This window comes from Clostridium sp. OF09-36 (genome assembly GCF_003481985.1).
Lineage (GTDB): Bacteria > Bacillota > Clostridia > Lachnospirales > Lachnospiraceae > Brotaphodocola.
Genome location: NZ_QUMD01000002.1, coordinates 112826 through 138763, shown reverse-complemented (window position 1 = coordinate 138763; position 25938 = coordinate 112826). Strand labels below are relative to the sequence as shown.

At 45.1% G+C, this 25938-nt stretch carries 26 protein-coding genes, 3 pseudogenes and 1 riboswitch; of the genes and pseudogenes, 25 read left to right on the top strand and 4 right to left on the bottom strand.

The window, feature by feature from the left end:
- Nucleotides 1–10: 10 nt before the first annotated feature.
- The 17 genes and pseudogenes from DXA97_RS02380 (at nucleotide 11) to DXA97_RS02305 (ending at nucleotide 14434) form a co-directional block, all read left to right on the top strand.
- Entirely contained in the window at nucleotides 11–1390 is a 1380-nt protein-coding gene (locus DXA97_RS02380) for a Na+/H+ antiporter NhaC family protein (protein WP_118718558.1), read from the top strand.
- Nucleotides 1391–1405: 15 nt separating this feature from the next.
- Nucleotides 1406–1759: a TIGR04076 family protein gene (locus tag DXA97_RS02375; RefSeq protein WP_118529945.1), complete on the top strand. Its 354-nt coding sequence runs from the start codon at nucleotides 1406–1408 to the stop codon at nucleotides 1757–1759.
- Between the two features lie 18 nt (nucleotides 1760–1777).
- Entirely contained in the window at nucleotides 1778–2824 is a 1047-nt protein-coding gene (locus DXA97_RS02370) for an aldo/keto reductase (protein WP_118718452.1), read from the top strand.
- Nucleotides 2825–2842: 18 nt separating this feature from the next.
- Nucleotides 2843–3139, top strand: coding sequence for a hypothetical protein (locus tag DXA97_RS02365; protein ID WP_243107524.1), 297 nt, complete (start codon nucleotides 2843–2845; stop codon nucleotides 3137–3139).
- A 472-nt stretch (nucleotides 3140–3611) separates the two neighbouring features.
- Nucleotides 3612–3824, top strand: a complete 213-nt coding sequence (locus tag DXA97_RS02360) for a DUF6219 family protein (protein WP_117649891.1) — start codon at nucleotides 3612–3614, stop codon at nucleotides 3822–3824.
- A gap of 3 nt (nucleotides 3825–3827) precedes the next feature.
- Nucleotides 3828–4286 carry a thioredoxin-dependent thiol peroxidase gene (gene bcp / locus DXA97_RS02355; protein WP_118718451.1) on the top strand — a complete coding sequence of 153 codons (459 nt, stop codon included), beginning with the start codon at nucleotides 3828–3830 and terminating at the stop codon, nucleotides 4284–4286.
- Nucleotides 4283–5035, top strand: a complete 753-nt coding sequence (gene yaaA / locus DXA97_RS02350; protein WP_118718450.1) for a peroxide stress protein YaaA — start codon at nucleotides 4283–4285, stop codon at nucleotides 5033–5035. Before bcp ends, yaaA begins: the two co-directional genes overlap by 4 nt.
- A 125-nt stretch (nucleotides 5036–5160) precedes the next feature.
- Complete coding sequence (locus tag DXA97_RS02345) at nucleotides 5161–5556, top strand: transcriptional repressor (RefSeq protein ID WP_118543350.1); 396 nt, start codon at nucleotides 5161–5163, stop codon at nucleotides 5554–5556.
- Nucleotides 5549–6115, top strand: a pseudogene (locus tag DXA97_RS21815) (flavin reductase); the annotation flags it as partial. The gene DXA97_RS02345 and the pseudogene DXA97_RS21815, both read left to right, overlap by 8 nt.
- Before the next feature lie 72 nt (nucleotides 6116–6187).
- Nucleotides 6188–6729, top strand: a pseudogene (rbr, locus tag DXA97_RS20435) (rubrerythrin).
- 27 nt (nucleotides 6730–6756) lie between these two features.
- Nucleotides 6757–7703 (top strand): annotated as a pseudogene (locus DXA97_RS02335) (L-lactate dehydrogenase).
- Nucleotides 7704–8175: 472 nt separating this feature from the next.
- Nucleotides 8176–8406, top strand: coding sequence for a transposase (locus DXA97_RS02325; protein ID WP_279221126.1), 231 nt, complete (start codon nucleotides 8176–8178; stop codon nucleotides 8404–8406).
- A 195-nt stretch (nucleotides 8407–8601) separates the two neighbouring features.
- Nucleotides 8602–8919: a helix-turn-helix transcriptional regulator gene (locus tag DXA97_RS02320; RefSeq protein ID WP_117449860.1), complete on the top strand. Its 318-nt coding sequence runs from the start codon at nucleotides 8602–8604 to the stop codon at nucleotides 8917–8919.
- A 132-nt stretch (nucleotides 8920–9051) separates the two neighbouring features.
- Nucleotides 9052–9127, top strand: a riboswitch (cyclic di-GMP riboswitch).
- A gap of 107 nt (nucleotides 9128–9234) precedes the next feature.
- Nucleotides 9235–9459, top strand: a complete 225-nt coding sequence (locus DXA97_RS02315; protein ID WP_347561436.1) for a response regulator — start codon at nucleotides 9235–9237, stop codon at nucleotides 9457–9459.
- A 168-nt stretch (nucleotides 9460–9627) separates the two neighbouring features.
- Nucleotides 9628–10371 (top strand): ABC transporter substrate-binding protein, encoded by a 744-nt coding sequence (locus tag DXA97_RS20640; protein WP_243107523.1) that lies wholly within the window; start codon nucleotides 9628–9630, stop codon nucleotides 10369–10371.
- A 17-nt stretch (nucleotides 10372–10388) separates the two neighbouring features.
- Nucleotides 10389–11477, top strand: a complete 1089-nt coding sequence (locus DXA97_RS20635) for a hypothetical protein (protein WP_243107522.1) — start codon at nucleotides 10389–10391, stop codon at nucleotides 11475–11477.
- 5 nt (nucleotides 11478–11482) lie between these two features.
- Nucleotides 11483–14434 (top strand): response regulator, encoded by a 2952-nt coding sequence (locus DXA97_RS02305; protein ID WP_118718449.1) that lies wholly within the window; start codon nucleotides 11483–11485, stop codon nucleotides 14432–14434.
- Nucleotides 14435–14486: 52 nt separating this feature from the next.
- Here DXA97_RS02305 and DXA97_RS02300 read toward each other — a convergent pair whose 3' ends face one another.
- From DXA97_RS02300 to DXA97_RS02290, 3 genes are all read right to left on the bottom strand, one after another.
- A complete protein-coding gene (locus DXA97_RS02300) occupies nucleotides 14487–14918 on the bottom strand; it encodes a PAS domain-containing protein (protein WP_279221119.1) in 432 nt (143 codons plus the stop codon).
- Nucleotides 14915–15769 carry a YitT family protein gene (locus DXA97_RS02295; protein ID WP_118718448.1) on the bottom strand — a complete coding sequence of 285 codons (855 nt, stop codon included), beginning with the start codon at nucleotides 15767–15769 and terminating at the stop codon, nucleotides 14915–14917. The genes DXA97_RS02300 and DXA97_RS02295 overlap by 4 nt, the downstream gene beginning before the upstream one ends.
- A 118-nt stretch (nucleotides 15770–15887) precedes the next feature.
- Nucleotides 15888–16328: a peptidylprolyl isomerase gene (locus tag DXA97_RS02290; RefSeq protein ID WP_118718447.1), complete on the bottom strand. Its 441-nt coding sequence runs from the start codon at nucleotides 16326–16328 to the stop codon at nucleotides 15888–15890.
- Nucleotides 16329–16486: 158 nt separating this feature from the next.
- On the opposite strand from DXA97_RS02290, the gene DXA97_RS02285 reads away from it, so the two are divergent.
- From DXA97_RS02285 to DXA97_RS02280, 3 genes are all read left to right on the top strand, one after another.
- On the top strand, nucleotides 16487–17293 hold the full coding sequence (locus DXA97_RS02285; protein WP_243107521.1) for an amidohydrolase: 807 nt from the start codon (nucleotides 16487–16489) through the stop codon (nucleotides 17291–17293).
- A 39-nt stretch (nucleotides 17294–17332) separates the two neighbouring features.
- The gene (locus DXA97_RS20630) at nucleotides 17333–17638 is read left to right on the top strand and encodes a M20/M25/M40 family metallo-hydrolase (protein WP_243107520.1); all 306 of its coding nucleotides are present in this window, start codon (nucleotides 17333–17335) and stop codon (nucleotides 17636–17638) included.
- Between the two features lie 240 nt (nucleotides 17639–17878).
- A complete protein-coding gene (locus tag DXA97_RS02280) occupies nucleotides 17879–18973 on the top strand; it encodes an iron-containing alcohol dehydrogenase family protein (RefSeq protein ID WP_118718446.1) in 1095 nt (364 codons plus the stop codon).
- A gap of 19 nt (nucleotides 18974–18992) precedes the next feature.
- On the opposite strand, the gene brnQ is transcribed toward DXA97_RS02280, so the two are convergent.
- Entirely contained in the window at nucleotides 18993–20369 is a 1377-nt protein-coding gene (gene brnQ, locus DXA97_RS02275; RefSeq protein WP_118718445.1) for a branched-chain amino acid transport system II carrier protein, read from the bottom strand.
- A gap of 198 nt (nucleotides 20370–20567) precedes the next feature.
- Between brnQ and DXA97_RS02270 the strand changes: the two genes are divergently transcribed.
- The 5 genes from DXA97_RS02270 to secG all read left to right on the top strand — a co-directional run bounded on the left by DXA97_RS02270 (nucleotide 20568) and on the right by secG (nucleotide 25934).
- The gene (locus DXA97_RS02270) at nucleotides 20568–20999 is read left to right on the top strand and encodes a LysR family transcriptional regulator (protein ID WP_118718444.1); all 432 of its coding nucleotides are present in this window, start codon (nucleotides 20568–20570) and stop codon (nucleotides 20997–20999) included.
- The gene (locus DXA97_RS02265) at nucleotides 20882–21463 is read left to right on the top strand and encodes a LysR family transcriptional regulator substrate-binding protein (RefSeq protein WP_182436776.1); all 582 of its coding nucleotides are present in this window, start codon (nucleotides 20882–20884) and stop codon (nucleotides 21461–21463) included. Before DXA97_RS02270 ends, DXA97_RS02265 begins: the two co-directional genes overlap by 118 nt.
- A 605-nt stretch (nucleotides 21464–22068) precedes the next feature.
- Nucleotides 22069–23112, top strand: a complete 1044-nt coding sequence (pheS, locus tag DXA97_RS02255; protein WP_118718441.1) for a phenylalanine--tRNA ligase subunit alpha — start codon at nucleotides 22069–22071, stop codon at nucleotides 23110–23112.
- A 20-nt stretch (nucleotides 23113–23132) separates the two neighbouring features.
- Nucleotides 23133–25553: a phenylalanine--tRNA ligase subunit beta gene (pheT, locus tag DXA97_RS02250; protein WP_118718440.1), complete on the top strand. Its 2421-nt coding sequence runs from the start codon at nucleotides 23133–23135 to the stop codon at nucleotides 25551–25553.
- A gap of 153 nt (nucleotides 25554–25706) precedes the next feature.
- On the top strand, nucleotides 25707–25934 hold the full coding sequence (gene secG / locus DXA97_RS02245) for a preprotein translocase subunit SecG (RefSeq protein ID WP_118718439.1): 228 nt from the start codon (nucleotides 25707–25709) through the stop codon (nucleotides 25932–25934).
- The last annotated feature ends 4 nt before the right edge of the window (nucleotides 25935–25938 follow it).

The window sequence follows — 25938 nt, the reverse complement described above, 5'->3', positions numbered from 1 at the left end:
GGAAAAAAGTATGAGTGAAGAGAGAAAACTTCAGTTTCGGGGCGGAATCGGGATGTCGCTGATTCCGGTAGCAATTTATGTGTTCTTCTGCATGGTGCTTTTCATTGGATTTAAGGCCTTCAATATGGAGGCACTTGCGGTAGGTGGTTTTCTGGCGCTTCTGATCGGCGGCGTTTTCTGTACCAGCTACAGTGATTTTTGGGAGAGTGCCATCAAGGGCATTTCCTCAATCACATCGGTGTCGGTTGTTGTGATTTTATTGCTGGTCGGTATGTTCAGTGCTCTGATTAAACTGTGCGGCCTTTCCGGCGGTTTTGTGTGGATCGCGAATGCGGTTGGCATGAAGGGCGGCATCTTTGTGGCATTTACATTTATTGCTTCCTGCATTGTTTCCACGGCAACCGGCTCTTCCATCGGAACCATGTTTATCGCGTTTCCGATTTTTTATCCGGCTGGCATTATGCTGGGCGCGAATGAAATGATGATGGCGGGATGTATTGTGTCTGGCGCAATTTTCGGTGACAATCTGGCTCCGATTTCAGATACGACCATTGCATCTGCATCGACCCAGCAGTTTAAAAATGGAAAGCCGGCAGATATCGGCGGTGTTGTTTCCAGTCGTATTAAATATTCCGCAGTGGCGGGCCTGATCACGATTGTGATCTTTGCGGTCTTCGGCGGCATGGGCGGTGTATATGAGGGCGGTTCCATTGACGCGGCAGCCAATCCGGTTTCTCTGGTGATGCTGATCCCGGTTGTTCTGATGTTAACTGTTTCAACAAAAACGAGAAATATTTACGAAGGTATTTTAGTGGGTCTGGTAACGGGTACCGTGGTTGGTCTGGCTGCAGGACTTTTCACTCCGGCCCAGGTGTTTTCTAATGACGCGGCAAACAATGCGGCAGTAGGATTTTTGATTGACGGTATTAACAATATTTTACCGACCTGCGCGCTGGTCATTTCCGTGTTTGGCATCATGGGTGTTCTGAGTGATGCGGGTATGCTGAATCTGATTGCCGAGAAGATTCTGGACAGCCGGATGGCTGGCACCACCCAGGGAGCAGAGCTGGTCTGCATGATGGGCATCGCGTTTACGACGATTCTCTTAGGCGGTGTGACCAGTGCTTCCATTCTGACGTTTGGCCCGATTTTAAATAAGATCGGAGCGGCAAGAAATATTCATCCGTATCGCAGAGCAAACCTGCTGGATGGTACGGCCAACAGTCTCCCGGCCATCATTCCGTTTATGAGTGTGTTTGTATTTATCGGATCTGCCCTGACCGGACTTTCTCCTGTTGTTGTAGCAGGCGGAACTATTTATGGCTTTGTATTATTTGCTGTATTTTTGGGGGCAGTACTGACTGGCTGGGGATGTCAGAAAGAAGAATAAAAAGGAGCAGACAGAATGGATGATACATTTACTTTATATGATTTAAAAGTGGAAGTGATAGCCACAGACCGGCCGATGGTGTGCAGCCACAAGGCGGGAGATTATTTTCTAGTACAGGGGGAAAATCTGGTGTTCCCGAAGGATACATCCTTTTCCATGTATTCCTTAAGTGCCCTTCTTCCGGTGCTTCCGGCAAAGCAGCGGCCACTGGATCCCAATGACTGGATGCTTTCGGATACGGAGATTGCCTGTCCGGATCCGAACTGTGGAGCCAGATTTAAAATCACAAGAGTGGGAAAACGGATTCAGAGTCATGGGCAGTGTACCGTGGTGCCGATCCGGAAACCGGAGAGAGAAAACGAAGTCTAAGAAAAGAGGAAATCTATCATGCGGAAAAAATGTCAATTTAAAAATGGATATACCTTTAACCGAGTCATCAATGGGTGCTGGCAGCTGTCTGCGGAGCATTGTCTGCAGGGACATCTGGACTACGATGATGCCATTCGCGCGTTCCATGAGCTGGTGGAGCAGGGCTTTACAACCTTTGACTGCGCGGATATTTATACGGGGGCAGAGGAAGTGCTGGGCCGGTTTGTTATGGACTTAAAGGGCAGCGGACATTATCAGGAGGAGGATATTCAGATTCACACCAAATTTGTGCCGGATAAAGATGTGCTTCCGGTCATCAATATGAAGTACACGGAAGGCATCGTGGACCGTTCTTTGAAGAGAATGCACCGGGAGGCTCTGGATCTGGTTCAGTTCCATTGGTGGGATTTTGATGTTCCGGGTATGATGGAGACCGCCTTTGATCTGGTGAAGCTGCAGGAGAAAGGAAAGATCCGCAACATCGGCATGTGCAACATGGACACTAATGCGTTAAAACAGATGGTGGATGCGGGAATTCCGGTGGTATCCAATCAGGCACAGTATTCTGTATTTGACCGCCGTCCGGAACGCACACTTCTGGATTACAGCGCGGAGCATGGTATTTATACCTTTGCGTATGGCACGCTGGCAGGGGGATTTCTGGCGGAGCGCTACATGGGAAAAAAATATGAGGCACCGGAAACCCGTTCCCAGGTTAAGTATATGCAGATCATTGAGGATTCGTTGGGCTGGGATGGCATGCAGAAGCTGCTTCCGGTACTGAAGGCCATTGCGGATCATCATGGAGTGACGATTGCCAATGTGGCAACCCAGTATATCTTAAATCAGAAGAGCGTAGGGGCGGTTATGGTTGGAACGAGAAACTCCAAACATGTGAAGTCCAATCTTCAGACACTGGAATTTGATCTGACAGAAGACGAAATGAAACAGATCCGTGATTTCGTGGACCAGTATCCGACACCGGAGGGAGAGTGCTATGAATTAGAGCGGACTTCTCCAAGATATAAGGGAATTATCCTGACAGATCGAAATCATGTGGAATAACCAGGAGGAGCGAAACGAGTGAAGCTGGAAAATTATGAGGTTCATTTACCAAACTATTCAATCGGAGATAAGATTTATGATAAAATCGGTCCGGTCTGCGAATCTTATGGAAAAAAGCTTCTGATCATTGGCGGCAGGCGGGCACTGAACGCTGCGGAAGACAAAATCCGGGCCTATGTGGCGAAAACCAATCTGGAGATCATCGGAACAAAGATTTATGGAACAGACTGTACTTACGCGACAGTAGAGAAGCTGCGTGAACTGCCGGAATACGAAGAAGCAGATATGGCGCCGGCAACGATTGAGTTTGAATAAGGGACAGAACGCCGGAGATGCTGATAAAATGGGCATTTCCGGCGTTGTTTTATGTCGGTTGGCTCTAAAATGGCTCTAATTATTCTATACAATAGAAAGTATGTGGAGCGTGCTTTCTATTGTATAGATGTTTGTCTCTGCCGTAGGCAATGACAACTGTATTTACGGGACGTTCAACGTTCAGGATTTCACGTGGAATCGGCATTTCAGGCCCTCCTTTTATATAGTCTTATAATATCATATATAGTCTCATCGGTTGGGAAAGTTGTAATAGATGGAAAAGAGATGAAATAGTAATTTCCTGAAGGTAAGTTTTGGGTTAGATTTTTCAAAGAAAAATGATAGGATAACAATACATAGTTTTAACCATGATATTCTGAAAAATTTATAGGAATGCGCTATTATCAAATTGACACAGGAATGTGGCAGAGTATAATTACAATTGAATACACTGAAAAAATGGAGGAATTACATGAAAGCACATAAATATTGGTCAGTTGGAGCATTAATTACAATGTTTGGGACTTATTACACTGGATATAAAAAGCTAAAATCAAGTCATAAATACTTTGCTTTAAGTTCTATGTTATGTATGGTAATGGCGATATATACAGGTCATAAAATGATTACTGGGAATAGAAAAGAAAAGGCAAAAAAAGAGAAAGTTACAGATAGGGAGGAATAAATAATGTTGGAAGTAGGAATTAAGGCACCTGATTTTGAGTTGCCAGATCAAAATGGGAAAATACATAGATTATCGGATTATACAGGAAAAAAAGTAATTTTGTATTTTTATCCAAGGGATAATACACCAGGATGTACGAAGCAGGCATGTGGTTTTTCCGAGAGATACCCTCAGTTTACCGAAAAAGGTGCAGTTATTCTTGGAGTCAGTAAGGATTCTGTAGCGTCTCACAAGAGATTTGAGGAAAAATATGGATTGGCATTTACACTTTTAGCAGATCCAGAGCGAAAAGTTATTGAAGCTTATGATGTATGGAAAGAAAAGAAAAATTATGGCAAAGTATCTATGGGAGTAGTAAGAACCACATATCTTATTGATGAACAGGGGGTTATTATAAAGGCAAATGACAAAGTCAAGGCTGCAGATGATCCTGAAAATATGCTTAAGGAATTAGATCAATGAAGATAATATTATCCCCTGCTAAAAAGATGATTACAGATACTGACAGTATTGAACCGGATGCATTGCCTGAATTTATTGAAAAGACGACAGAGATACAAAGTTGGTTGAAAAGTAAGTCAAAAGAGGAACTGAAAGGCATTTGGAAATGTAATGACAAGATTGCAGAACAAAATTTCAATAGATTGGGAAATATGAATCTTTATCAGATGCTCAGTCCGGCTGTTTTATCATATGAAGGAATTGCTTTTCAATATATGGCACCATCTGTGTTTGAAGATATGCAGCTTGAGTATGTGCAAAATCATTTGAGAATATTGTCTGCATTTTATGGTGCTCTGAAACCAATGGATGGTGTGACACCTTATCGTTTGGAAATGCAGGCAAAGATCAGGATTGGAGATGCCAAAAATCTGTATGAGTACTGGGGTGACTTGTTATACCGCTCAGTAATAGATGACAGCAGGATTATTATTAATCTTGCATCAAAAGAATACTCAAAATGTATAGAAAAGTATTTGACACCACAGGACAGATATATTTCGGTTACATTTTGTGAAGCTTCTGGAGATAAAATGGTAACAAAAGGTACATATGCCAAGATGGCTCGTGGTGAAATGGTCAGATTTATGGCAGAAAATAATATTGAGAATCCGCTGGATATTAAGAAATTCGACAGACTTGGTTATTCATTCCGTTCTGATTTATCATCAGAAACTGAATATGTTTTTGAACGAAAAATAAAACAATGATTTAGATAAAAGATGCTCAGCATGGGCATCTTTTAATAATAATGAGAATTATTACTATGTTATTGACAATATAATAATGATGATATATAATCCTTATTAAGAACAAATCCTAATAAGGAGGACTGATGACGAGTAGGAGAAATACCATTCAAAAAGATCTTGTAAGAAATGCCGTGTACGAAATGAGAAGACATGTTACAGCAAATGAAGTGTATGAATTTATAAAAGCAGCATATCCTACGATCGGAAAAGGAACTGTATATAGAAATCTTGATATATTGGTAGATGAGGGTTCGTTAAGGAAGGTTGAAGTTCCGGATGGACCGAACAGGTTCGATTTTTCATTGAAAAATCATTACCATGTCAGGTGTGCAAAATGCGGTGAAGTTTCAGATGTAGATATGGATGAAATACCGGATTTGCTGGAAAGAATTCATAACACTCATGGAATCGAATTTTTGGATTATGATATTTCATTTAAAGGTATTTGCTTAAAATGCAGGGAGGAAAAAAATGGATAGGAAAGCAATGTATAAGTTGAGTTATGGATTGTTTGTACTGACTGCCAGGGAAGATGAAAAAGACAATGGATGTATTATTAATACAGCCATTCAGGCAGCTTCAGAACCGAACCAGTTAAGTATCTGCGTCAACAAAGCAAATTACACGCATGACATGATTCAGAGAACTGGAAAATTCACAGTATCAGTCTTAAGTCAGAAGGCACAGTTTGAATTGTTCAAATATTTTGGCTTCCAATCAGGAAGGGATACCAATAAATTTGAAGCATTTGAAAAGTGTGCTAGGGGTACAAATGGTATTTATTATATTACAGAAGGTACAAATGCATACATTTCTGTAACAGTTAATAAAACGGAGGACTTAGGATCACATACAATGTTTATCGGTGAGATAACAGATATGGAAGTTTTAAGTAATGTTCCTTCTGTCACATATGATTATTACCAGAATAATATTAAACCTAAGCCACAGGCAGTCGGAAAAACCGAGGATGGGCAGACAATATGGCGTTGCAGAATTTGTGGATATGAATATGTAGGAGAAGAATTACCGCATGATTTTATATGTCCTTTATGTAAGCACCCAGCATCAGATTTTGAAAAAATAGTAAAGAAAACGGAGAAAAAAGAAATGGTAGCAAACAAATACGTAGGAACACAGACTGAGAAAAATTTACAGGAGGCATTTGCCGGGGAATCGCAGGCAAGAAATAAGTATACCTATTTTGCTTCTGTAGCGAAAAAGGAAGGCTACGAGCAGATGTCAGCATTGTTTTAAAAACCGCAGATAATGAGAAAGAACATGCAAAGATGTGGTTCAAGGAATTAGCAGGAATTGGTGATACAAAGGAAAACCTGGCGGCAGCGGCAGAAGGCGAAAATTATGAGTGGACAGATATGTATGAAGGCTTTGCTAAAACAGCTGAGGAAGAAGGATTCCCTGAGCTTGCAGCAAAATTCAGGGCAGTAGCTGAGATTGAGAAACACCATGAGGAAAGATATCGTGCACTTCTTAAGAATATTGAAACTGCTAAAGTTTTTGAAAAGAGTGAAGTTAAAGTATGGGAATGCCGTAACTGCGGACATATTGTGGTAGGAACTAAGGCACCTGAAGTATGTCCGGTATGTAATCATCCACAGAGCTATTTTGAAGTACATGAAGAGAATTATTAAGGGGGTGAGATTATTACGAAGAAGAAAGTGATTAATTCAAAAAAAGCAGTAATGATAGGCTGCGGCTTTGTTGGTTCTGCATCGGTATTTGCCTGATGCAGAGTGGCTTATTTACAGAGCTTGTCCTTATCGATGCAGACAAGAACAAGGCAGAGGGAGAAGCAATGGATATCAGTCATGGTATTCCGTTTGCCAGTCCGATGAAGATATATGCTGGAGATTATGATGATGTAGCTGATGCTGCAATTGTTGTCATATCTGCCGGAGCGGGGCAAAAACCGGGAGAGACAAGGCTTGATCTAGTAAATAAAAATGTAGCAATATTTAAGTCAATCATTCCTGAAATAGCAAAGAGAAATTTTGCAGGTATCATGCTTGTAGTAGCGAATCCGGTAGATATTTTGACACAGGTAGCCATAAAGTTATCAGGACTCCCGGAAAACAGGGTTATTGGATCGGGGACAGTGTTAGACAGTGCGCGATTAAGATATAAGCTTGGTGAGCATTTATCTGTGGACAGCAGGAGTGTTCACGCATTTATAGTAGGTGAGCATGGAGACAGTGAAGTTGTAGCATGGTCATCAGCCAATGTATCCGGTGTTCCATTGAGTGAAATGTGTGAAATGCGTGGACATTACAAGCACAAGGAAAACACGGCAGAAATAGCTGCAGCAGTCAAGAACAGTGCTTATGAGATTATAAACAAAAAGCACGCTACATATTATGGAATTGCAATGTCTGTAAAAAGAATCTGCGAAGTGATTATGAGAGATGAAAAATCAATACTCCCGGTATCGCATATGATTCATGGAGTATATGACATTGACGGAGTATCGTTAAGTATGCCGGCTATTGTAGGTGCAGATGGCATTGAGTCTGATATACCTATTAATTTAAGTGGAGAGGAAGCGTTAAAGCTTAAGAAATCCGCAGATTCTTTGAAAAAGATTATAGAGACAATTGAGGGGCTGTGAAAAAACATAGCCTATAAAAAAGAAGGGGCGTGTGAAAAATGATTTCTCATTTTTTCACACGCCCTTAAGCTGACTTCTCATAAAAATCTGAGTTTATGGCATAAGAAAGAGGCCTCTGAATATTTGGTATGCGAGACTAAATTCCACAGGCCGCATCCTAAAAATGTGAATTACGAAATTCCAGTCTGACAGCAGATTTTTATGGTAAGTTAACGGTTAAAGCGAATCAGCTTAGGTGTTAGATTGACCTCGTCGGGTGGAATCGGCCTAAGCTGAAGTGCTTTTAAAATGTCAATGCCGTAGTTTTCGAGTGCAACATCATAAGGAGTGCGGCCACCCAGGATTTCTCTGGGAGTGGAGTTGATATGATCTACAATGGTTCTCAGATCCCATTGAGTGAGAGTATCAAATGTAAATATTTTCGAGCAGCAGGAGCTTCTGAAGAAGCAAAGCAAAGGAATGGGCAGTAAAGATAGCAGCCGAATACGATAAAAAACAGATTGTTCTTGGTCTTGAACCAACCGGCCATTACTGGTTCTGCCTTGCGACCTGGATGATCTCAAATGGGATCAGTGTAGTTCAGGTAAATCCGTATGCAGTAAAGCAGACAAAGGAGCTTGAGGATAACAGCCAGCTGAAAGATGATACAAAAGATCCTACGCCAAGGCGAGAGTTGGCCTCCGTGAAGGAAACTTTTATGTGACAAACATAACTGTCTGTGCTATTATAAAAACGATATAAGCGAAAATGACTTTTGCGGAAACGAAAGTATCTTTATATTTTTTTATCCGTATACTTCCTATAATGCTAATGAATACTTGCAAAGTTGATTGCTAATATTTTTTCATTATTACAGGTACAATAAGAACATGTAATAGCGGAAATGAGGTATAGTTACTTGCAGATAGAGAAGTATATTGCGGATAAAATAACATCTTTATGTGAAAAGCGTGATATCAGTAAATACAGATTATCGCAGCTGTCGGGAATTTCCCAGTCCTCACTGGGAAGAATCATGGCGCAGGAAAACCTGCCGTCGCTGATCACACTTGAAAAAATATGTACAGCTTTGGGCGTGACATTATCGCAGTTTTTTCAGGAAGGTAATTCAGAAAATCTGACAGAAAAACAGAAAGAAGTTCTGGGGATATGGAACGATCTGAGTACAAATGAGCAGGAAACAGTAATGTCAATGCTGCGTGGACTTCGGAAGTAGAAGAACAGTTCGAGTATATATATCGGCTGTTTTTTTTGTTTTCAGGCGTTAAAACGGTAATGTTTTTCTTGTGTACAGTAGAGCGCTATAGTATAATAAAACCAGTTTTTTACATAAGTTTAAAAGATATAATAAGGAAATCGGCAAACCAGATGAAAGTCTGGGACGCAAAGCTACAGGGCCTGTAAAATGGCAGCCAGTTGCATGAAATGAGGTGCACTGTCTGTCTGACAGTGTTTTTTTACGGTGTTATTTCATAGACGTAACAACAATGATTTTATCAGGAAAGAATAAGGAAAATAAAAATTTGATGTCATTCTTATGGATATCATGATGCCGGTAATGAATGGTTATGAAGCAGCAAAAATGATTCGTTCTATGGACAGAGAGGATGCTAAGGAAATACCGATCATTGCAATGACAGCAAATGCCTTCACGGAGGACAGAATAAGAGCAAAAGAAGCAGGAATGGATGAACATGTTGCTAAGCCTGTTGATGTGGAATTACTGATAAAAGTAATTCATAGATTGGTGGGGTGATAAAAAATATGGACAAAAGAAAAAAATACTGATTGTAGATGATTCGAAATTTAAAATGACCGTCAGCTGTATAATCTGAAATTGCATACGTTGTAGTCTTCATTAAAGAAAGATGGCTATATAGGAATTGTTGGATATATTGACAGGGCAAATTAAGGAGAACTCGTAATGAAAAAGATAAAATGGAACAGAGTTTTGGCTGTACTTTTGGCAATGGTGACAGCCGTATCACTTCTGTCAGCATGTGGCAGTAAAAGTGCAGAGAAAGAAGATGCAGACACAATCACGGTGTACTTATGGAACACAAACCTGTATGATAAATATGCACCATACATTCAGAAACAGCTCCCGGATATCAATGTTGAATTTGTCGTAGGTAATAATGATCTGGATTTTTATAAGTTTCTTGATGAAAACGGTGGATTGCCGGATATTATAACCTGCTGTCGCTTTTCCCTGCATGATGCAAGTCCACTGAAAGACAGTCTGATGGATCTTTCCACAACCAATGCGGCAGGTGCTGTCTATGATACTTACCTTAGCAATTTTATGAATGAGGATGGAAGTGTAAACTGGCTTCCGGTGTGTGCAGATGCCCATGGTTTTGTAGTGAATAAGGATCTTTTTGAAAAGTATGATATTCCTCTTCCAACAGATTATGAAAGCTTTGTCTCTGCCTGTCAGGCATTTGAAGAAGTGGGGATCCGTGGCTTTACTGCAGACTATTATTACGATTATACCTGTATGGAGACATTGCAGGGGCTGTCAGCATCAGAGCTGTCTTCTGTAGAAGGACGCAAGTGGCGCACCACCTACAGTGACCCGGATAATACAAATCGAGAAGGTCTGGATAGTACCGTCTGGCCGCAGGCTTTTGAACGTATGGAACAGTTCATACAAGATACAGGCTGAGTCAAAATGATCTGAATATGAATTATGATGATATAGTTGAGATGTATCAAAGTGGTAAGCTTGCCATGTACTTTGGCAGCTCAGCTGCTGTGAAAATGTTTCAGGATCAGGGCATAAACACAACATTTCTTCCATTTTTTCAGGAGAACGGTGAAAAGTGGCTGATGACTACACCATATTTCCAGGTGGCTTTAAACCGCGATCTGACACAGGATGAGACACGTCGAAAGAAAGCAGTGAAGGTACTGAGCACAATGCTTTCAGAGGATGCGCAGAACCGGGTCATTAGTGATGGACAGGATCTGTTAAGCTACAGCCAGGATGTGGATTTTAAGCTTACGGAATATCTGAAGGATGTGAAATCTGTGATTGAAGAAAATCATATGTATATCCGCATTGCGTCAAATGACTTTTTTTCTGTTTCCAAGGATGTGGTTTCCAAGATGATCTCAGGAGAATATGATGCAGAGCAGGCTTATCAGTCATTTAACACCCAGCTCCTTGAGGAAAAATCCACTTCAGAGAATATCGTGCTGGATTCAAAGAAAACGTATTCCAATCGCTTCCATACCAGTGGAGGCAATGAAGCCTATTCTGTTATGGCAAACACTCTGCGCGGTATTTATGGGACGGATGTGTTGATCGCAACTGGAAACAGCTTTACAGGAAATGTGCTGAAAGCCGGATATACAGAAAAAATGGCGAGAGACATGATCATGCCAAATAGTCTTTCGGCTTACAGCAGCAAGATGAGCGGAGTCGAACTGAAAGAGACAGTCAAAAATTTTGTAGAAGGCTATGAGGGCGGATTTACTCCGTTTAACCGAGGCTCTCTGCCTGTGGTCAGCGGCATTTCCGTGGAAGTCAAAGAAACAGATGATGGTTATATATTGAGCAAAGTTACAAAAGATGGAAAAAAAGTTCAGGACGAGGATACTTTCACGGTAACCTGCCTTGCGATATCTAAACACATGGAAGCTTATCCGGCAGATGAGAATATTGTGTTTGATGGAGAAGATACCACTGTAAAAGATACCTGGACAGGATATATTTCAGATGGTGATGCCATTCTTGCAGAGCCTGAAGACTACATGACTCTGAGGTGAGAAGAATGGATATTAAGAATCATAATAAAGGCAGAAAGAAACTTGTCATGGGAAAACCATTCCAGATAGCTGTCTTTACAGCTGTTTTACTGGGAATTGTTCTGATGGTTTTTCAATATTTTGGATTTGTATCGAAAACTATTTATGAGGAAAGTGTTTCTCATCTGACGGAAGTTTTTCATCAGTCTGATAACATGCTGAGAGAACTGACAGATAAGAATCTGACTTATCTTCATATGTGGGGTGAGAATCTGCAGAATATCTCCAGTGAAGACGAAATTCGTAATTATATAAAGAAAGCGCAGGAAGATGCCAGATTTTTAGATTTCTTTTTTCTGTCAGCTGACGGGGACTACAAGATGGCGACAGGGGAAACCGGGTACCTTGGATTACAGGAAAACATTGAAGAGGATATCCGGCAGGGAAATGATGTGATAGCGAATGCAGCAGTTCCCGGAAAATCCCAGCTGCTTGTTTTTGCCACTCCCAGGGCGCATGGAATCTATCAGGGATTTGAATATGATGCAATTGCCATTGCGTATGAAAACTCTGATATTGTAGATGTGCTGGACATTTCTGCTTTCAATGGAAATGCCCAGAGCTTTGTTGTTCATCCGGATGGCCGTGTTGTGGTCGATCATTCTTCTGAGTCATGGGGGAATGTGTACAATTTCTTTGGTGTTCTAAGAGAGCATTCCAATATGTCTGAAAAAGAGGTCAATGAGCTTTCGGAGAAGTTTAAAGCGGGACGCACCGATGCGATGCTGGTAAATCTGGATGAAAGAAACTATTATCTGGTCTATGAAAAATCAGATATTCAGGACTGGGTATTTCTGGGACTTGTACAGGCGGATATTGTCAATGCCAGTATGAACAGTTTGCAGCGTAGTACAATGCTTCTTGTGGCTGCGGTTTTGTTCTGTATTGCCGCCTTTTTTATCGGCCTTATTATTCAAAAAAACAGGATAAGCCTTAGAAGAAAGGACACACAGATCCGGTACAGAGACGAACTTTTTCAAAAGCTGTCAATGAATGTGGATGACGTTTTTCTGATGCTGGATGCAAAAACATATCAGGCAGACTATATAAGTCCAAATGCGGAAAAACTGCTTGGTATTACGGTAGAACAGATCCGCAAAGATATTCGTGTCCTGGGAAAACTGCATCCAGGGGAACATGAAAATCCGGAGGAAAATTATCTTGAGGAAATCCAGGTGAATGAACAAAGAGAATGGGATTTTGAATATGTTCATCAGAAAACAGGGGAAAAACGTGGGTTCCATAATATTGCAATGGGCAGTGAGGTAAATGGGAAAAAGAAATACATCCTGGTTATGTCAGACCGTACTGCTGACTGGAAAATGAATCAGGCACTTTCTGAGGCAGTCCATGCGGCGGAGACAGCAAACAGGGCAAAGAGTACTTTCCTTTCCAATATGTCTCACGATATCCGGACGCCAATGAATGCGATCATCGGCTTTACCACATTGGCTGTAAGTAATATTGATGATCAGAAAAAAGTCCGGGATTATCTGGGCAAGATTCTTTCCTCCAGTAAACATCTGCTTTCACTGATCAATGATATCCTGGATATGAGCCGGATTGAGAGTGGAAAGATCCATCTGGAAGAAACGGAGGTCAGTCTGTCGGATGTGCTTCATGATCTGAAGACCATCATCAGCGGGCAGATCCATGCGAAACAGCTGGAGCTTTATATGGATGCAATGGATGTTACCAATGAGGATGTCTATTGTGACAAGATGCGTTTGAATCAGGTGCTGCTGAATCTTCTGTCCAATGCAATCAAGTTTACTCCTGCAGGCGGAACTGTATCTGTCCGGATGAAACAGTATCCAGGGACGGTAAAAGGCAGTGAACTATACGAGATCCGGGTAAAGGATAACGGAATCGGTATGAGTCAGGAATTTGTACAGAAGATCTTTTCTCCTTTTGAGCGGGAGCGGACTTCCACTGTGAGCAGAACCCAGGGCACAGGACTTGGCATGGCCATCACCAAGAATATTGTGGATATGATGGGTGGCACTATTGAGGTCCGGACAGAGCAGGGGAAAGGCACCGAATTTATTGTCCGTCTGCCATTTCGGACTCAGCCTGAGAATCACCGTATAGAGAAGATTGCAGACCTGGAAGGTCTTAAGGCTCTGGTTGTAGATGACGATTTTAATACCTGTGACAGTGTGACAAAGATGCTTGTGAAGGTTGGAATGCGTTCGGAATGGACACTTTCCGGTAAGGAGGCTGTTCTGCGTGCAAGGCAGTCTATGGAGCTTGGGGATGCATTCCATGCTTATATTATTGACTGGCGTCTGCCGGATATGAATGGTATTGAGGTCACCAGACAGATCCGCAGCCTTGGTGATGATACGCCGATCATTATCATGACTGCTTATGACTGGTCAGATATCGAAGTGGAAGCCAGGGCTGCAGGGGTGACTGCATTCTGTGCGAAGCCTCTGTTCATGTCAGATATCAGAGATACCCTGATGACTGCTATCGGCCAGAGTCAGGCTGAGCAGGAGAATCCCGTTCTTCCTGAGACAAGCTTAGATTTCAGAGGCAAGAGCATACTGCTTGTGGAAGATAATGAACTGAACAGTGAAATTGCGGTGGAGATCCTTAATGAATATGGCTTCCTGGTTGATACTGCAGAAAATGGGGCAGAGGCAGTGGAGAAGGTTAAGAATTCAAAGTCATGTAATTATGATCTGGTGCTGATGGATGTGCAGATGCCGGTAATGAACGGATATGAGGCCACGAAGCAGATCCGTGCCCTTACTGATCCGGCGCTGGCGGGAATTACCATCCTTGCTATGACTGCCAATGCTTTTGACGAAGACAAAAAGAAAGCACTGGAATGTGGTATGAATGGCTTTTTATCCAAGCCAATTGTTATAGAGGAATTGATCAGTACGTTACAAAACAATCTGGTAGATTAGTAAAAAAACTGCTAAGAAGTTCGGTTAACAGCTTTTTAGCAGTTTTTTTTATTTATTCGGAAAATTTATCACTGTAACGAAGCTGCATATCTTCCCAATCCATGAACAATACATAAAATACTTTTCCGTATTGCTGGCTTTCTACGATTCTTCCATGATCAAGCACGGAAAGATAAGTTCCGTCAGCTTTTCGAAGATGAAAGTGAATATAGTCATTGTCATTGCCTGTGTCAATCTGTTCCCAGATACTTGTTTCAATCTGTTGTTGTTCATCTGGTCGGATCAGATTGCGGAACCTTTTTTGAGTAAGCCTGAATAGTTCATCCATGCTCTTATAACCAGTCATATGAAGAAATTCGTGGTCTGCATAAAAGAGCTCATCATCTTCTTTGGCGCCGTAAACGCTTCTAAGGCATTTACGGCGCGTTCGCTGTTTTGGCAGATATAAGAAAAAAGGGACTGACTGGTAGTGTTGTCTCGTCACCGTTTCGGCTGGTACCGCATATCAGAAACATTATAGATGGTAATGAAAGCGAGCGGGTCCTCCCGGCTGATGTAGTTCATGAGCTTCTGGTATTCGCTCTTATCTACAATGGTGATGATCTCGTAGTGCTTTTCCATGTTGTATGCGCCGATCGCTTCGTAGATGGTGGCGCCGCTGTGCAGCTCATTGATAATAAATTGCCGCAGTTCTTCTTCCTTTTTTGTGATGATGCAGACACGCCGCTTTACATTGTGATTAAAAATAAAGTGATCCAGGATGATGCCGTTGAAATAGGTACCGAGGATACTGAGAACAACGGTTTTTTTGTCGTAGACCAACGCCGCGGATAGTGCCACGCACATGCCGGAAAGGGACATGGCCCGGCCGAGGTCCATATGAAGATACTTGTTCATGATCTTGGCTACAATATCCAGGCCGCCGGAGGATGCGTTCCGGTTAAAAAGAATGCTTAATCCGATGCTTACGACAAGAATATAACAGAGAACATCAAGCTCCTGGCTGTCCGTCAGGGAGCCGGTTTCTGGGAATAATGTCTCGAAACAGGCAAGAAAGACGGGGAGCATAATACTGGTGTAAACAGTTTTGGCGCCGAATTCTTTTCCGCAGGTAAAGAAACCGATGATGAGGAGCAACACGTTTAAGATCATCGTGATCGCGGAAAGCGAGAGCGGGACGAAGTTGGAAAGTACAATGCCAAGTCCGGAAATACTGCTGACAGACGCATGGCTTGGGAGAAGAAAGAAGTAAACAGCCGCTGCGATGATGGCCACGGCAATGGTCAGAACAGCGGTCTCTTTGATCAGGGATAAAGGATTATGGTGTTGATTCATGACAGACCTCCAAAAAACAAAATAATCCAGCCTATTTTATCACGGGAAAACAGGTGCGGCAATCGATGAGCCTCCACTGAAGTTTACGCATAAAGTGGAGGCTCATGGTTTTTCGTTATTATTTCACTTCAACCAGCTCGATCTTGAAATTCAGCTCTTTTCCAGCCATTTCATGGTTGGCGTCGAAGGTGATAACGGTTTCTGTTTTTGCAGTTACACAAACCGGGAACTGCTGGCCGTTCTGGTTTGCCAGATAGATGCGCTGTCCTACCTGCAGCTCCTCAGAGCCGGGAAGATCTGCAATCTCGACTTCAAAAATAGCATCCGGGTTTGGCTGGCCGTATGCTTCTTCTGGCATCAGGTGGATCTCTTTTACTTCGCCAACTTCCATATCTGCAACAGCAGCGTCAAAGCCCTTGATCATCTGACCGGCACCGCAGGTAAATTCCAGCGGCTCACCGCGGTCATAAGAAGAATCAAACTGGGTTCCGTCATTGAAGGTTCCTTTGTAATGAGTGCGGCAGATTTTGCCGACATTGCGTCCTGTGATCGTATCCATATAGGTATTCCTCCGTTGATTTAATAGTTTAGATGAAACAGTAAATCCCAGTATACTAAAGAAATGTGAAAATGAAAAGAGAAAACGGAAAAAGAAAATAAAAGCTGGAAGAAATATTAGAGCAGAACGCAAAGGGCCAGGGAAAATTCTTCAAGCTGGTGCTGACAGGCTACTTTGAAAAGTCCAGTCCGATGGATCAGCGTGCCATGCTCGCCTCAGCGCTGCGCGATGTGAAACCGGCACAGACAGGAAAAAAACAGAGCGAGGAAGAAGTAAACCAGCAGATGGGAGCATTTCTTGGCGGTTTCTTAAAAGGAGCAGGTCCATTACTCCATAAGCTTCTGCAGGGACTTCCGATGGAAGGTATACCTGCGTTGGCAACCGGGCTCCCGTTTGCATCCAGACATGAGGGCTGCATGCATGCCTGCGGCCACGATACCCACACGGCAATGCTCTTGGGTGCAGGCAAGGTGCTGTGGGCCCATAAGGATGAGCTGGCCGGTACGGTCCGCCTGATGTTCCAGACGGCAGAGGAGCAGTCCAGGGGCGCAGAGGTTATGATTGAAAATGGCGGCGTGGAGGGCGCAGATGCGGTATTTGGCACCCACATCGGCACCATTCTGGATAAGACGATTCCGGCCGGAACTTTTATCGTGCCGTCGGGCTGCTGCATGGCTGCGTTTGATAAGTTTTTCATTAAGATACACGGAAAGGGCTGCCATGGCTCTACCCCGGAGAAGGGAATCGATCCAGTCAACATTGCAGCGCATATTGTGCTCGCACTGCAGGCCATCACCACAAGAGAGCTGAATGCAACCCGTCCGCTGGTCCTCACTATTGGAAAGATCCAGGGAGGAAGCCAGTACAATGTCATTCCGGATGAGGTAGTGATCGAAGGAACGATCCGCACGCTGGAGGAAGAGGTGCGCCAGTTTACGGCTAAGCGTATCGGTGAGATCGCATAGGCAACTGCTGCGGTATTTGGCGGAACCGTCGACTATGAGATGGTCTGGGGGGCACCGCCGGTCATCAACGATGATGCAATGGCTGCCCTGGCAGCAAAGGCCGCAAAAGCAGTTCTTGGGGAGGATAAGGTGATCACAAAATTACCTGCCCCGAACATGGGCGGAGAAGATTTTGCCTATTATCTGCAGAAGCTTCCGGGCGCATTCATGTTCTTAAGCTCCTCAAACCCGGAAAAAGGCACCGATGTTTCCCATCACAACCCAAAGTTCGATGTGGATGAAGATGTCCTCTGGGAAGGTGCCGCTGTATTTACTGCTATTGTGGAGGAATTTTTTGCATCTTAGGAAATTGCATCCCGGGAAGACGAAGAAAAATGCCTGGAAGCAGGCATGAATGCACATATTGCCAAGCCTCTGGATGTCCAGAGGGTAAAGAAGGTCATAACTGAATGCGTAATGAAACCGTAGATGTAAAACCATGGCTGTGAAACCATGCCATAGCCAGTTGTTGACAGGAGCTTTCTGGGTCGTTTATAATAGAAAATAGCTTTGCGAAACACGGGAATGAGAGGAGTGTAGCGGCCTATGAAGCTTGAAAATTACGAAGTACATTTACCAAATTATTCCATCGGAGACAAGATCTACGACAAGATCGGCCTAGTGTGTGAATCTTATGGAAAAAAGGTCTGGATCGTTGGCGGTAAGCGGGCACTTAAAGCAGCAGAGGCTAAGATCCGGGAGTATGTGGCAAAAACGAATCTGGAAATCATTGGAACAGCTATTTATGGAGAGGACTGCACCTATGCGACAGTAGAAAGGCTGCGTGAACGCCCGGAATACCGCGAAGCAGATATGGTATTTGGCGTGGGCGGTGGGAAAGCCCTCGATACCGTAAAGTGCTTATGCATCACAGATGACAAGCCGGTGTTCGCGTTCCCGACGATCGCATCGAACTGTGCAGCATGTACCTCGGTGTCGATCATGTACAATGACGATGGCACCTTCCTGAAGCCAAACTTTTTTGTGCGTCCGGTCATGCATTCCTTCATTGACACGGAGATCATCGCAAAGGCACCAAGCCAGTATATGTGGGCTGGCATCGGCGATACCTATGCGAAATTCTATGAGGCAACCATCTCTTCCCGGGATGAGCGTCTGGAGCACTTTACTTCCCTGGGCGTTGCGACCAGCCATATGTGCCGGGACCCGTTGCTTATGTATGGTGCCAAGGCACTGGAGGACCACAAAAAAGGTCTTTGCACCTATGAGGTAGAGCAGGTTGTTCTTGCAATCGTAGTCACGACCGGAATTGCCTCCATCTTTCTGACGAAGGACTTCACACCGGATTACAACAGTGGACTTGCCCATGCAGTTTTCTATGCACTGACCTCGTACCCGGTCATTGAGAAACGTCATTTACATGGCGAGGTAGTTGGCTTCGGCGTGCTTCTTCTGCTGCTTGTAGACGGACAGATGGATGAATTCGAAAAGATTTATCAGTTGAACAAGGACTTAAAGCTCCCTGTGTCTCTGGATGACATTGAGATTACGGAGGAACAGTGGCAGGAAAGCATGTCCTGGATCCCGGATATGTCAGACATCCGCCATTATCCGTACAAGGTGACACCTGAAATGCTTGCAGAGGCAATGGAGATTCTGGAAAAAAGAAACTGTTTATAAAAGACGAAAAACTGCAGCCTTACGCGAAGGACTGCAGTTTTTTTGTTATATTTTTATTTCGCTTCCGGGCGGAAAGCCCGATGAGGAGGCCAAGAAAAGCAGGCAGGAGCCAGCCCAGATTCAGACTGAAAAACGGCAGGAAGCGTTCAGCCAGATTTATGGCTGCATCTAGGTGCAAAGTGGTCTGCAGTGGTGCCGGAAGTGCCTTGAAAAAGTCGAACAGGGAGGCACACCAGGTGCATACCGTAACCCAGAAGTAAACCTTGGAGCTATGGCCAAACTGTTTCCCGAACAGCGCCAGCAGGATCAGCGCAATGGCCGGAGGGTAAATGAGCATCAGGACCGGTACGGAATACCGGATGATGGTGGACAGCCCTGCGTTTGAAATGAGAAAAGAAAACGCAGTAAAGAGTACAGCCCAGGCTTTGTAAGAAAGCCGTCCCGGAAACATTTTTTCAAAGGTTTCGGAGCAACTGGTCACCAGCCCGATCGATGTTTTTAAGCAGGCAAAGGTGATGGTGACAGCCAGGATCATAAGCCCGGCCCGGCCAAGGTAGTGGCTGGAAATCTGGGACAGGGCGATGCCGCCGTTTCCGGAGACAGCGAATAAGCCGAGAGACTGAGCGCCCATGAGGATGGTCAGCATGTAGATGAAGGCCATAAGGAGTCCTGCCAGAATCCCGGAATGCAGCACTTCACTGGCAATCGCCGTATCATCCTGCACACCCATCTGCCGGATCACCTGAATGACTACGATACCGAAAGCGAGACCGGCAATGGCATCCATGGTGCCGTAACCTTCGGAAAGTGCATGGAACAGGGCTCCATTCTCATAGGAAGCATCGGGTGCCGTGGAAAAGACCGGTGCGCCCGGGTGCAGCAGGGCAGATACAATGAGAATCGCCAGGAAAAACAAAAACAGCGGGTTGATGATCTTTCCGATCCAGAGCGTGATGTTGCCGGGGCGGAGGGAAAAAAACAGTACCAGTGCAAAGAACACTGCAGAAAAGAGAAACAGTGCCATGCGTGGGGATACTGCAGTGCCGAGCAAGGGAGCAATGCCGGTCGTAAACGATGTGGTGGCACAGCGTGGAATGGCAAAGCATGGACCAATGGTTAAGTAGAGCAGGCAGGTAAAAAAGCAGCCGTACCGTTTTCCAACCCTGGAAGCCAGTGCCTGCAGGCCGTCTGAATGGGTGTTGCCGATGGCAGCAACACCAAGGATCGGAATGCCAACGGCGGTCAGGATAAAACCGATCATGGCCGGAAGCAGGTTTCGTCCGGCTAATTGACCTAAATGAACCGGAAAGATCAGATTCCCGGCACCGAAAAACATGCCAAACAGGGTGGCAGCTACCAACAGCCTCTGTTTGAAAGAAAGATGTTTTTGTTTCATGATGTTTGAACACCTCAAATCTTAATATTTTTATAATCGTTTGTAATGTGAAGCATCGGCAAAAGCTGTTACTGACTGCGCAATGCGTGAGCAGTAGCTTGATATTTATTGTACTGTCCATCTTGCGGTTTGGGAAATCCATGTTTATAATAGAAATATGACAAACTGTAATACCTAATAAAGGAAAGGAACTATGTAATGGATGCGAAGAAACTGGAAATCTTAATGACAGCAGTAGACTTAGGCAGCTTTTCCAGGGCATCGGAGGTGGTCGGATACACCCAGTCTGGGCTTACCCATCTGGTGAACAGCCTGGAGCGGGAAATCGGGTTTCCGCTCATCATCCGGAGCCACAATGGAATCGCCCTGACAGAGGAAGGACGGGAACTGATGCCTGCGATCCGCCAGTTTTTGCAGGCAAATGCAAATCTGGAAAACCAGATCCAGAGCATCACAGAGAAGCAGACAGAAACGATCCGCATCGCGCTTACGCCAGCATTGCCATGTTCTGGATGCCGGAGATCCTGTACCGCTTCCGCCGGATCTGCCCGAATGTCGATGTCGATCTGCGCATGGTGGATCATGCGCTGGAACCATTTGAACTTTTACAGGATCACAAAACAGATGTGATCTTCGCCAGCAGGCAAAACTATGGGAACTGTGAGTGGACGCCCCTTTATCATGAATTACTTTACGCGATTCTGCCGAAGAATTATCCGCTTCATGGACGTACAGAATTTCCGCTGAAGGAGTTTGAGGGAAAGGAATTCCTGATGCCGTATGGGCGGTTTGATATTGATGTGCATGCGGCTTTTCGCGCAGTCGGGGTGAAGGCAAAGGAACAGACCGTGTATGTTGATGATGAGACACTGATCCGTATGGTTGGAAAAGGTCTTGGCATTTCCATGATGTCAGAACTGATGATCCGCGGCAATACCGATGATGTCTGCTGTGTCCCGGTCACGCCAAAGAGTATCCGCGAGCTTGGCATGGGAACGGAGAAGGGTGTGGAACTGCCGGAGAGTATGCGAAAACTGAAGGCGTGTGTGGTAGAATATACATCGCAGCTAAAAAGCAGAGATTTCCGAAACTGAAAATCCGGAAGCATGCAGTGCTGCTGGCCGTTTTTGCCGTTACGATCCACGCAGGCATACACGGTATCGGAAAAAGACCTTGACTTTTCTGCACAGAATGGCTAAAATGTTTCATAGATTATGGATGTCCGTTTCGGACAGACATACCTGCAATCACAAATAAAACTAAGAAAAGCGAAGATCGTGTATTTAAGATCCTGTTTCCGGTCAGAGAGAAGAGGCCATCGGCTGTGAGCCTTTTTCCGTTCAGACAGGTATCCGAATTTCCCACGGGAGCTGCATTGCTGAATGGCAGAAGCGAAACGTCAGTAGATTCTAAGTTGCCTAAGTTGCATTTCACAGGCGCATCGCAGACACAGGCTGAGTAGCATTGCCGTCTGGTGTACGTTACATACCGGAAAGTGTCTGCGGCAGTTTGTGTCTGTCTGCAGGAAGCTGGGTGGTACCGCGGTAAGAATTATCGTCCCTTTGCGCATTTTGCGTGAAGGGATTTTTTTTATTATTTCCCTGGGCAGGTGCGCAGGATTGCAAACATAAGTAGTAACTGCGCAGACCTATTGAACAGTTACCATAAGTATCACAATTATGGATAAAGGAGAAGAATCATGCAGGATTTAAAAGAGCTGAATGAAGTGATCGCTGCGATCAAAGAAGAGATCCGTCAGGGCGCAGATGCTTTGACCACTTCCAGAAGTGTCTATGAGTTTAAGAAGACCTTTCTGGATAACAAGCAGGGCCGGATTGGTCTGCTGATGAAGGAAATGCGCAATGTGCCGAACGACCAGAAGGCAGAGTTCGGTAAGACTATCAACGGCGCAAAAGAGTGGGCAAACCAGTTCTTCGATGAGCTGGATCAGAAATTAAAAGAGAAAGAGCAGCAGCAGCGTTACGAATCCGAAAAGATTGATATTTCCATGCCGCCGGTTAAAATCCGCTATGGAAATCTGCATCCGGTAACTACCGTGCGCAACCAGCTGACGGACATCTTCGCATCTATGGGATTTGAAGTGTATGAGGGTACTGAGATCGAGACCGACTACTACAATTTTACCGCACTGAACACTCCTCAGGACCATCCGGCACGCGATATGCAGGATACCTTCTACCTGTCTCCGGAGTTCTTACTGCGTACCCAGACTTCCGCAGGTCAGGTTCATGTCATGGAAGCCAAGAAGCCTCCGATCAAGGTTGTTTCTCCAGGTAAAGTATTCCGTTCCGATGACGATGCGACCCATTCTCCGATGTTCAGCCAGATGGAGGGCCTGGTTGTAGACGAGGGTATCACCCTCTGCGACTTAAAGGGCATGCTGGACATGTTCGTTCAGAGAATCTTTGGCGAGAGCACCCGCACAAGACTGCGTCCGTCCTACTTCCCGTTCACGGAGCCATCCGTTGAGGTGGATGTCAGCTGCTTCCAGTGTGGCGGCGAAGGATGCAGATTGTGCAAGGGAACCGGATGGATCGAGGTTCTGGGCGCAGGCGTGGTAAATAAGAAGGTGCTGGAGAACTGCGGCATCGATTCCGAGAAGTACAGCGGCTTTGCATTCGGCCTTGGTCTGGAGCGTATCGCAATGCTGAAATACGGCATCAACAACATCAAGATGCTTTTTGAGTCTGATCTGCGCGTGTTAGATCAGATTGATGACTGATCAGGACAGGAGGATTAGAAATGCTTGTACCATTAAGCTGGTTAAATGACTATGTAGATATCAATGTTTCCGCAGATGAACTGGAGACCAAACTCTTTGACTGCGGATTTGAAGTAGAAGAAAAATGGCAGGTGGGTAAGGACATCAGCGGAATTGTTGTTGGTTACGTAGAGTCCTGCGAGCCGATCCCGGAGACCCATCTTCACGTGTGCCAGGTCAATGTAGGCGGCCCGGAGCTCTTACAGATCTGCTGCGGCGCAGACAATGTCAAGGCAGGCGGTAAGTATCCGGTCGCTATGGTTGGGGCACAGGTTTACGCAACCGCAAAAGACCACGTCACCATTGAGGGTGTGGCTACCATTAAAAAAGGAAAATTAAGAGGCTATGAGTCCCACGGTATGCTTTGCTCCGGAACCGAGCTTGGCTTAAACGAAGACCTGTATCCGGGTGCCGGCTACAACGGACTTCTGGTTTTGCCGGAGGATGCTGAGATTGGCGCTGATGTAAAGGAACTGACCGGATTAAACGACTGGATCTTCGATGTTTCCATTACGGCAAACCGTCCGGACTGCCAGAGCATCTTCGGTCTGGCAAGAGAGGTGGCAGCAGCACTGGGCCAGCCACTGAAGACTCCGGCTCTGGACTATACCGAGACTGAGGTAGAAAAAGAGGGCTTTGAGGTCACCGTAGATGCACAGGATCTCTGCCCGCGCTATATTGCCCACTATGTATACGATGTAAAGCTGGGACAGTCCCCGGCATGGATGAGAAGACGCCTTGCCCTGGTCGGCAACAACTCCATTTCCAACATCGTTGATATTACCAACTACATCATGCGCGAGCTGGGCCAGCCGCTCCACGCATTCGACTGTGACTTCCTGGAGGGCAACGCAATCCAGGTAAGACGTGCAGCCGAGGGTGAGAAGATCGTTACCCTGGATGAAAAAGAGTTCACCTTAAATCCGAATAACCTGGTCATCTGTGACGGCAAGAAGCCGGTTGCACTGGCTGGTATCATGGGCGGCTTAAATTCTGAGATCCGCGATACGACCACCGAGGTTATGTTTGAGTCTGCAAAATTTGCCCGCGACAACATCCGCAGAAGCTCCCGTGCCTTGGGCCAGTCTTCCGACGCAAGCCAGAGATATGCGAAGGGTGTCGATGAGTACGCAACCGAGATGGCCATGAAGCGTGCTCTGCATCTGATAGAAGAGCTTGGTGCCGGAAAGGTGTCCAGGACCCACAAGAACGTCAACACCGGAAATTCCTTAGAGCCGGTTACCTTTAAGACCAGCATTAAGAAAGTAAACGGAGTTCTGGGCATTACCGTTCCGGATGAGGATATCGTCCGCATCCTGACCGGTTTAAACTTCCAGCCGGAAATCAACGGCGACGAGCTGACTCTGCACTTCCCGGCATACCGCGAGGATATGGAGGACTACCCGGATGTCGCAGAGGAAGTTATCCGTATGTACGGCTATGACCATATCAAATCCACCTTCCTTCCGACTGCAAAGGTAACCGTCGGCGGAAGCAACCTGCGCCAGAAGACCATCCTGAAGGTGAAGAGAGCGCTGTGCAGCGTTGGCGCATTCGAGGGAATCCATTATTCCTTCTTCTCCCCGTCTGATTTAGACCAGATGGGCTTTGCTGCGGATGCACCGGAGCGTAAGGCAATCCGCATCATGAACCCGATCAACGAGGATCTGTCCCTGATGAGAACCACCCTGGCTCCGCAGATGATCCACGCAATGGGACGTAACCAGAAGAGAGGCATCTTCGAGGGCCGTATCTTCGAAATCGGCAACGCATTCATTCCGAAGTCCCTGCCGCTGACCGAGTATCCGGAGGAGCGGGAGACCCTTTGCATCGGTGTATTCGGCAAGAAGGAATCCTTCTTTACCTTAAAGGGTATGGCAGAGACCGTTGCGGATGTGCTTCATATTTCCTTTACCTACGAGAAGGCAGAAAAGCCGTTTTTACATCCGTACCAGACCGCAGCGATTTTCTGCGACGGCGAGGAGATTGGTTACCTCGGCAAAGTAAAATACGAGATCATGAAGGACGAGGCAATGCGCGAGGATGCTTACGTTCTGGAGATCAGCATGAAAGCTCTGGAGAAATGGTATGGCAAGGCTCCGGTATTTGAGCCGCTTCCAAAATTCGCAGAGGAGAAGCGAGACCTGGCACTGGTTATGGACAAAGACATTACCTGCGGACAGGTTGAGACCTGTATCCGTGAAGCATGCGGTTTCGTCAAGGATGTTACCCTGTTCGACGTTTACGAAGGAAAACAGATTTTAGGAAACAAGAAATCCATGGCATTCACCGTTTTATTCACTCCGAAGGACGAGGCATTTGGTGCAGACAGCGTAGACGGATATGTGAAGAAGATCCTCAAACAGCTGAACAAGACTTATGGAATTGAGCTGAGAAGCTAAGGATAAAAATGTGAAAATTGCCAGAAAACTACCGTAAATGCTGTTAGAGCTGTCTTTTCCGTGTATTCTGGGGCCGACAGCGAGAAAAAGGCTTGTGTTTTCAGTCTGGCTATGCTAAAATGTCAGTGTTTGACTATTAGGAGGTGCATTTAGATGCTGAAAACGATTTTATCCGTGATCTTCGTTCTTATATGTCTGGCTTTGACCGTGATCGTATTACTTCAGGAAGGAAAGTCTCAGGGCCTTGGCGCGATCGGCGGTATGGCAGAGTCTTACTGGGGAAAGAATAAAGGACGTTCCATGGAAGGTACCCTGGAAAAGTTCACGACATTTGCTGCAGTAGCATTTATGGTACTGGCAATCGTATTAAACTTAGTCTAAGCAG

Coding starts and splice junctions, on each gene's coding strand:
- secG (WP_118718439.1), top strand. CDS start 25,707: ATGCTGAAAACGATTTTATCCGTGATCTTCGTTCTTATATGTCTGGCT.
- DXA97_RS02295 (WP_118718448.1), bottom strand. CDS start 15,769: ATGAATCAACACCATAATCCTTTATCCCTGATCAAAGAGACCGCTGTT.
- DXA97_RS02290 (WP_118718447.1), bottom strand. CDS start 16,328: ATGGATACGATCACAGGACGCAATGTCGGCAAAATCTGCCGCACTCAT.
- DXA97_RS02270 (WP_118718444.1), top strand. CDS start 20,568: ATGGATGCGAAGAAACTGGAAATCTTAATGACAGCAGTAGACTTAGGC.
- DXA97_RS20635 (WP_243107522.1), top strand. CDS start 10,389: ATGAATTATGATGATATAGTTGAGATGTATCAAAGTGGTAAGCTTGCC.
- DXA97_RS02265 (WP_182436776.1), top strand. CDS start 20,882: ATGCCGGAGATCCTGTACCGCTTCCGCCGGATCTGCCCGAATGTCGAT.
- DXA97_RS02380 (WP_118718558.1), top strand. CDS start 11: ATGAGTGAAGAGAGAAAACTTCAGTTTCGGGGCGGAATCGGGATGTCG.
- DXA97_RS20630 (WP_243107520.1), top strand. CDS start 17,333: ATGGTCTGGGGGGCACCGCCGGTCATCAACGATGATGCAATGGCTGCC.
- DXA97_RS02280 (WP_118718446.1), top strand. CDS start 17,879: ATGAAGCTTGAAAATTACGAAGTACATTTACCAAATTATTCCATCGGA.
- DXA97_RS20640 (WP_243107523.1), top strand. CDS start 9,628: ATGAAAAAGATAAAATGGAACAGAGTTTTGGCTGTACTTTTGGCAATG.
- DXA97_RS02370 (WP_118718452.1), top strand. CDS start 1,778: ATGCGGAAAAAATGTCAATTTAAAAATGGATATACCTTTAACCGAGTC.
- pheS (WP_118718441.1), top strand. CDS start 22,069: ATGCAGGATTTAAAAGAGCTGAATGAAGTGATCGCTGCGATCAAAGAA.
- pheT (WP_118718440.1), top strand. CDS start 23,133: ATGCTTGTACCATTAAGCTGGTTAAATGACTATGTAGATATCAATGTT.
- DXA97_RS02375 (WP_118529945.1), top strand. CDS start 1,406: ATGGATGATACATTTACTTTATATGATTTAAAAGTGGAAGTGATAGCC.
- DXA97_RS02345 (WP_118543350.1), top strand. CDS start 5,161: ATGACGAGTAGGAGAAATACCATTCAAAAAGATCTTGTAAGAAATGCC.
- yaaA (WP_118718450.1), top strand. CDS start 4,283: ATGAAGATAATATTATCCCCTGCTAAAAAGATGATTACAGATACTGAC.
- bcp (WP_118718451.1), top strand. CDS start 3,828: ATGTTGGAAGTAGGAATTAAGGCACCTGATTTTGAGTTGCCAGATCAA.
- DXA97_RS02360 (WP_117649891.1), top strand. CDS start 3,612: ATGAAAGCACATAAATATTGGTCAGTTGGAGCATTAATTACAATGTTT.
- brnQ (WP_118718445.1), bottom strand. CDS start 20,369: ATGAAACAAAAACATCTTTCTTTCAAACAGAGGCTGTTGGTAGCTGCC.
- DXA97_RS02305 (WP_118718449.1), top strand. CDS start 11,483: ATGGATATTAAGAATCATAATAAAGGCAGAAAGAAACTTGTCATGGGA.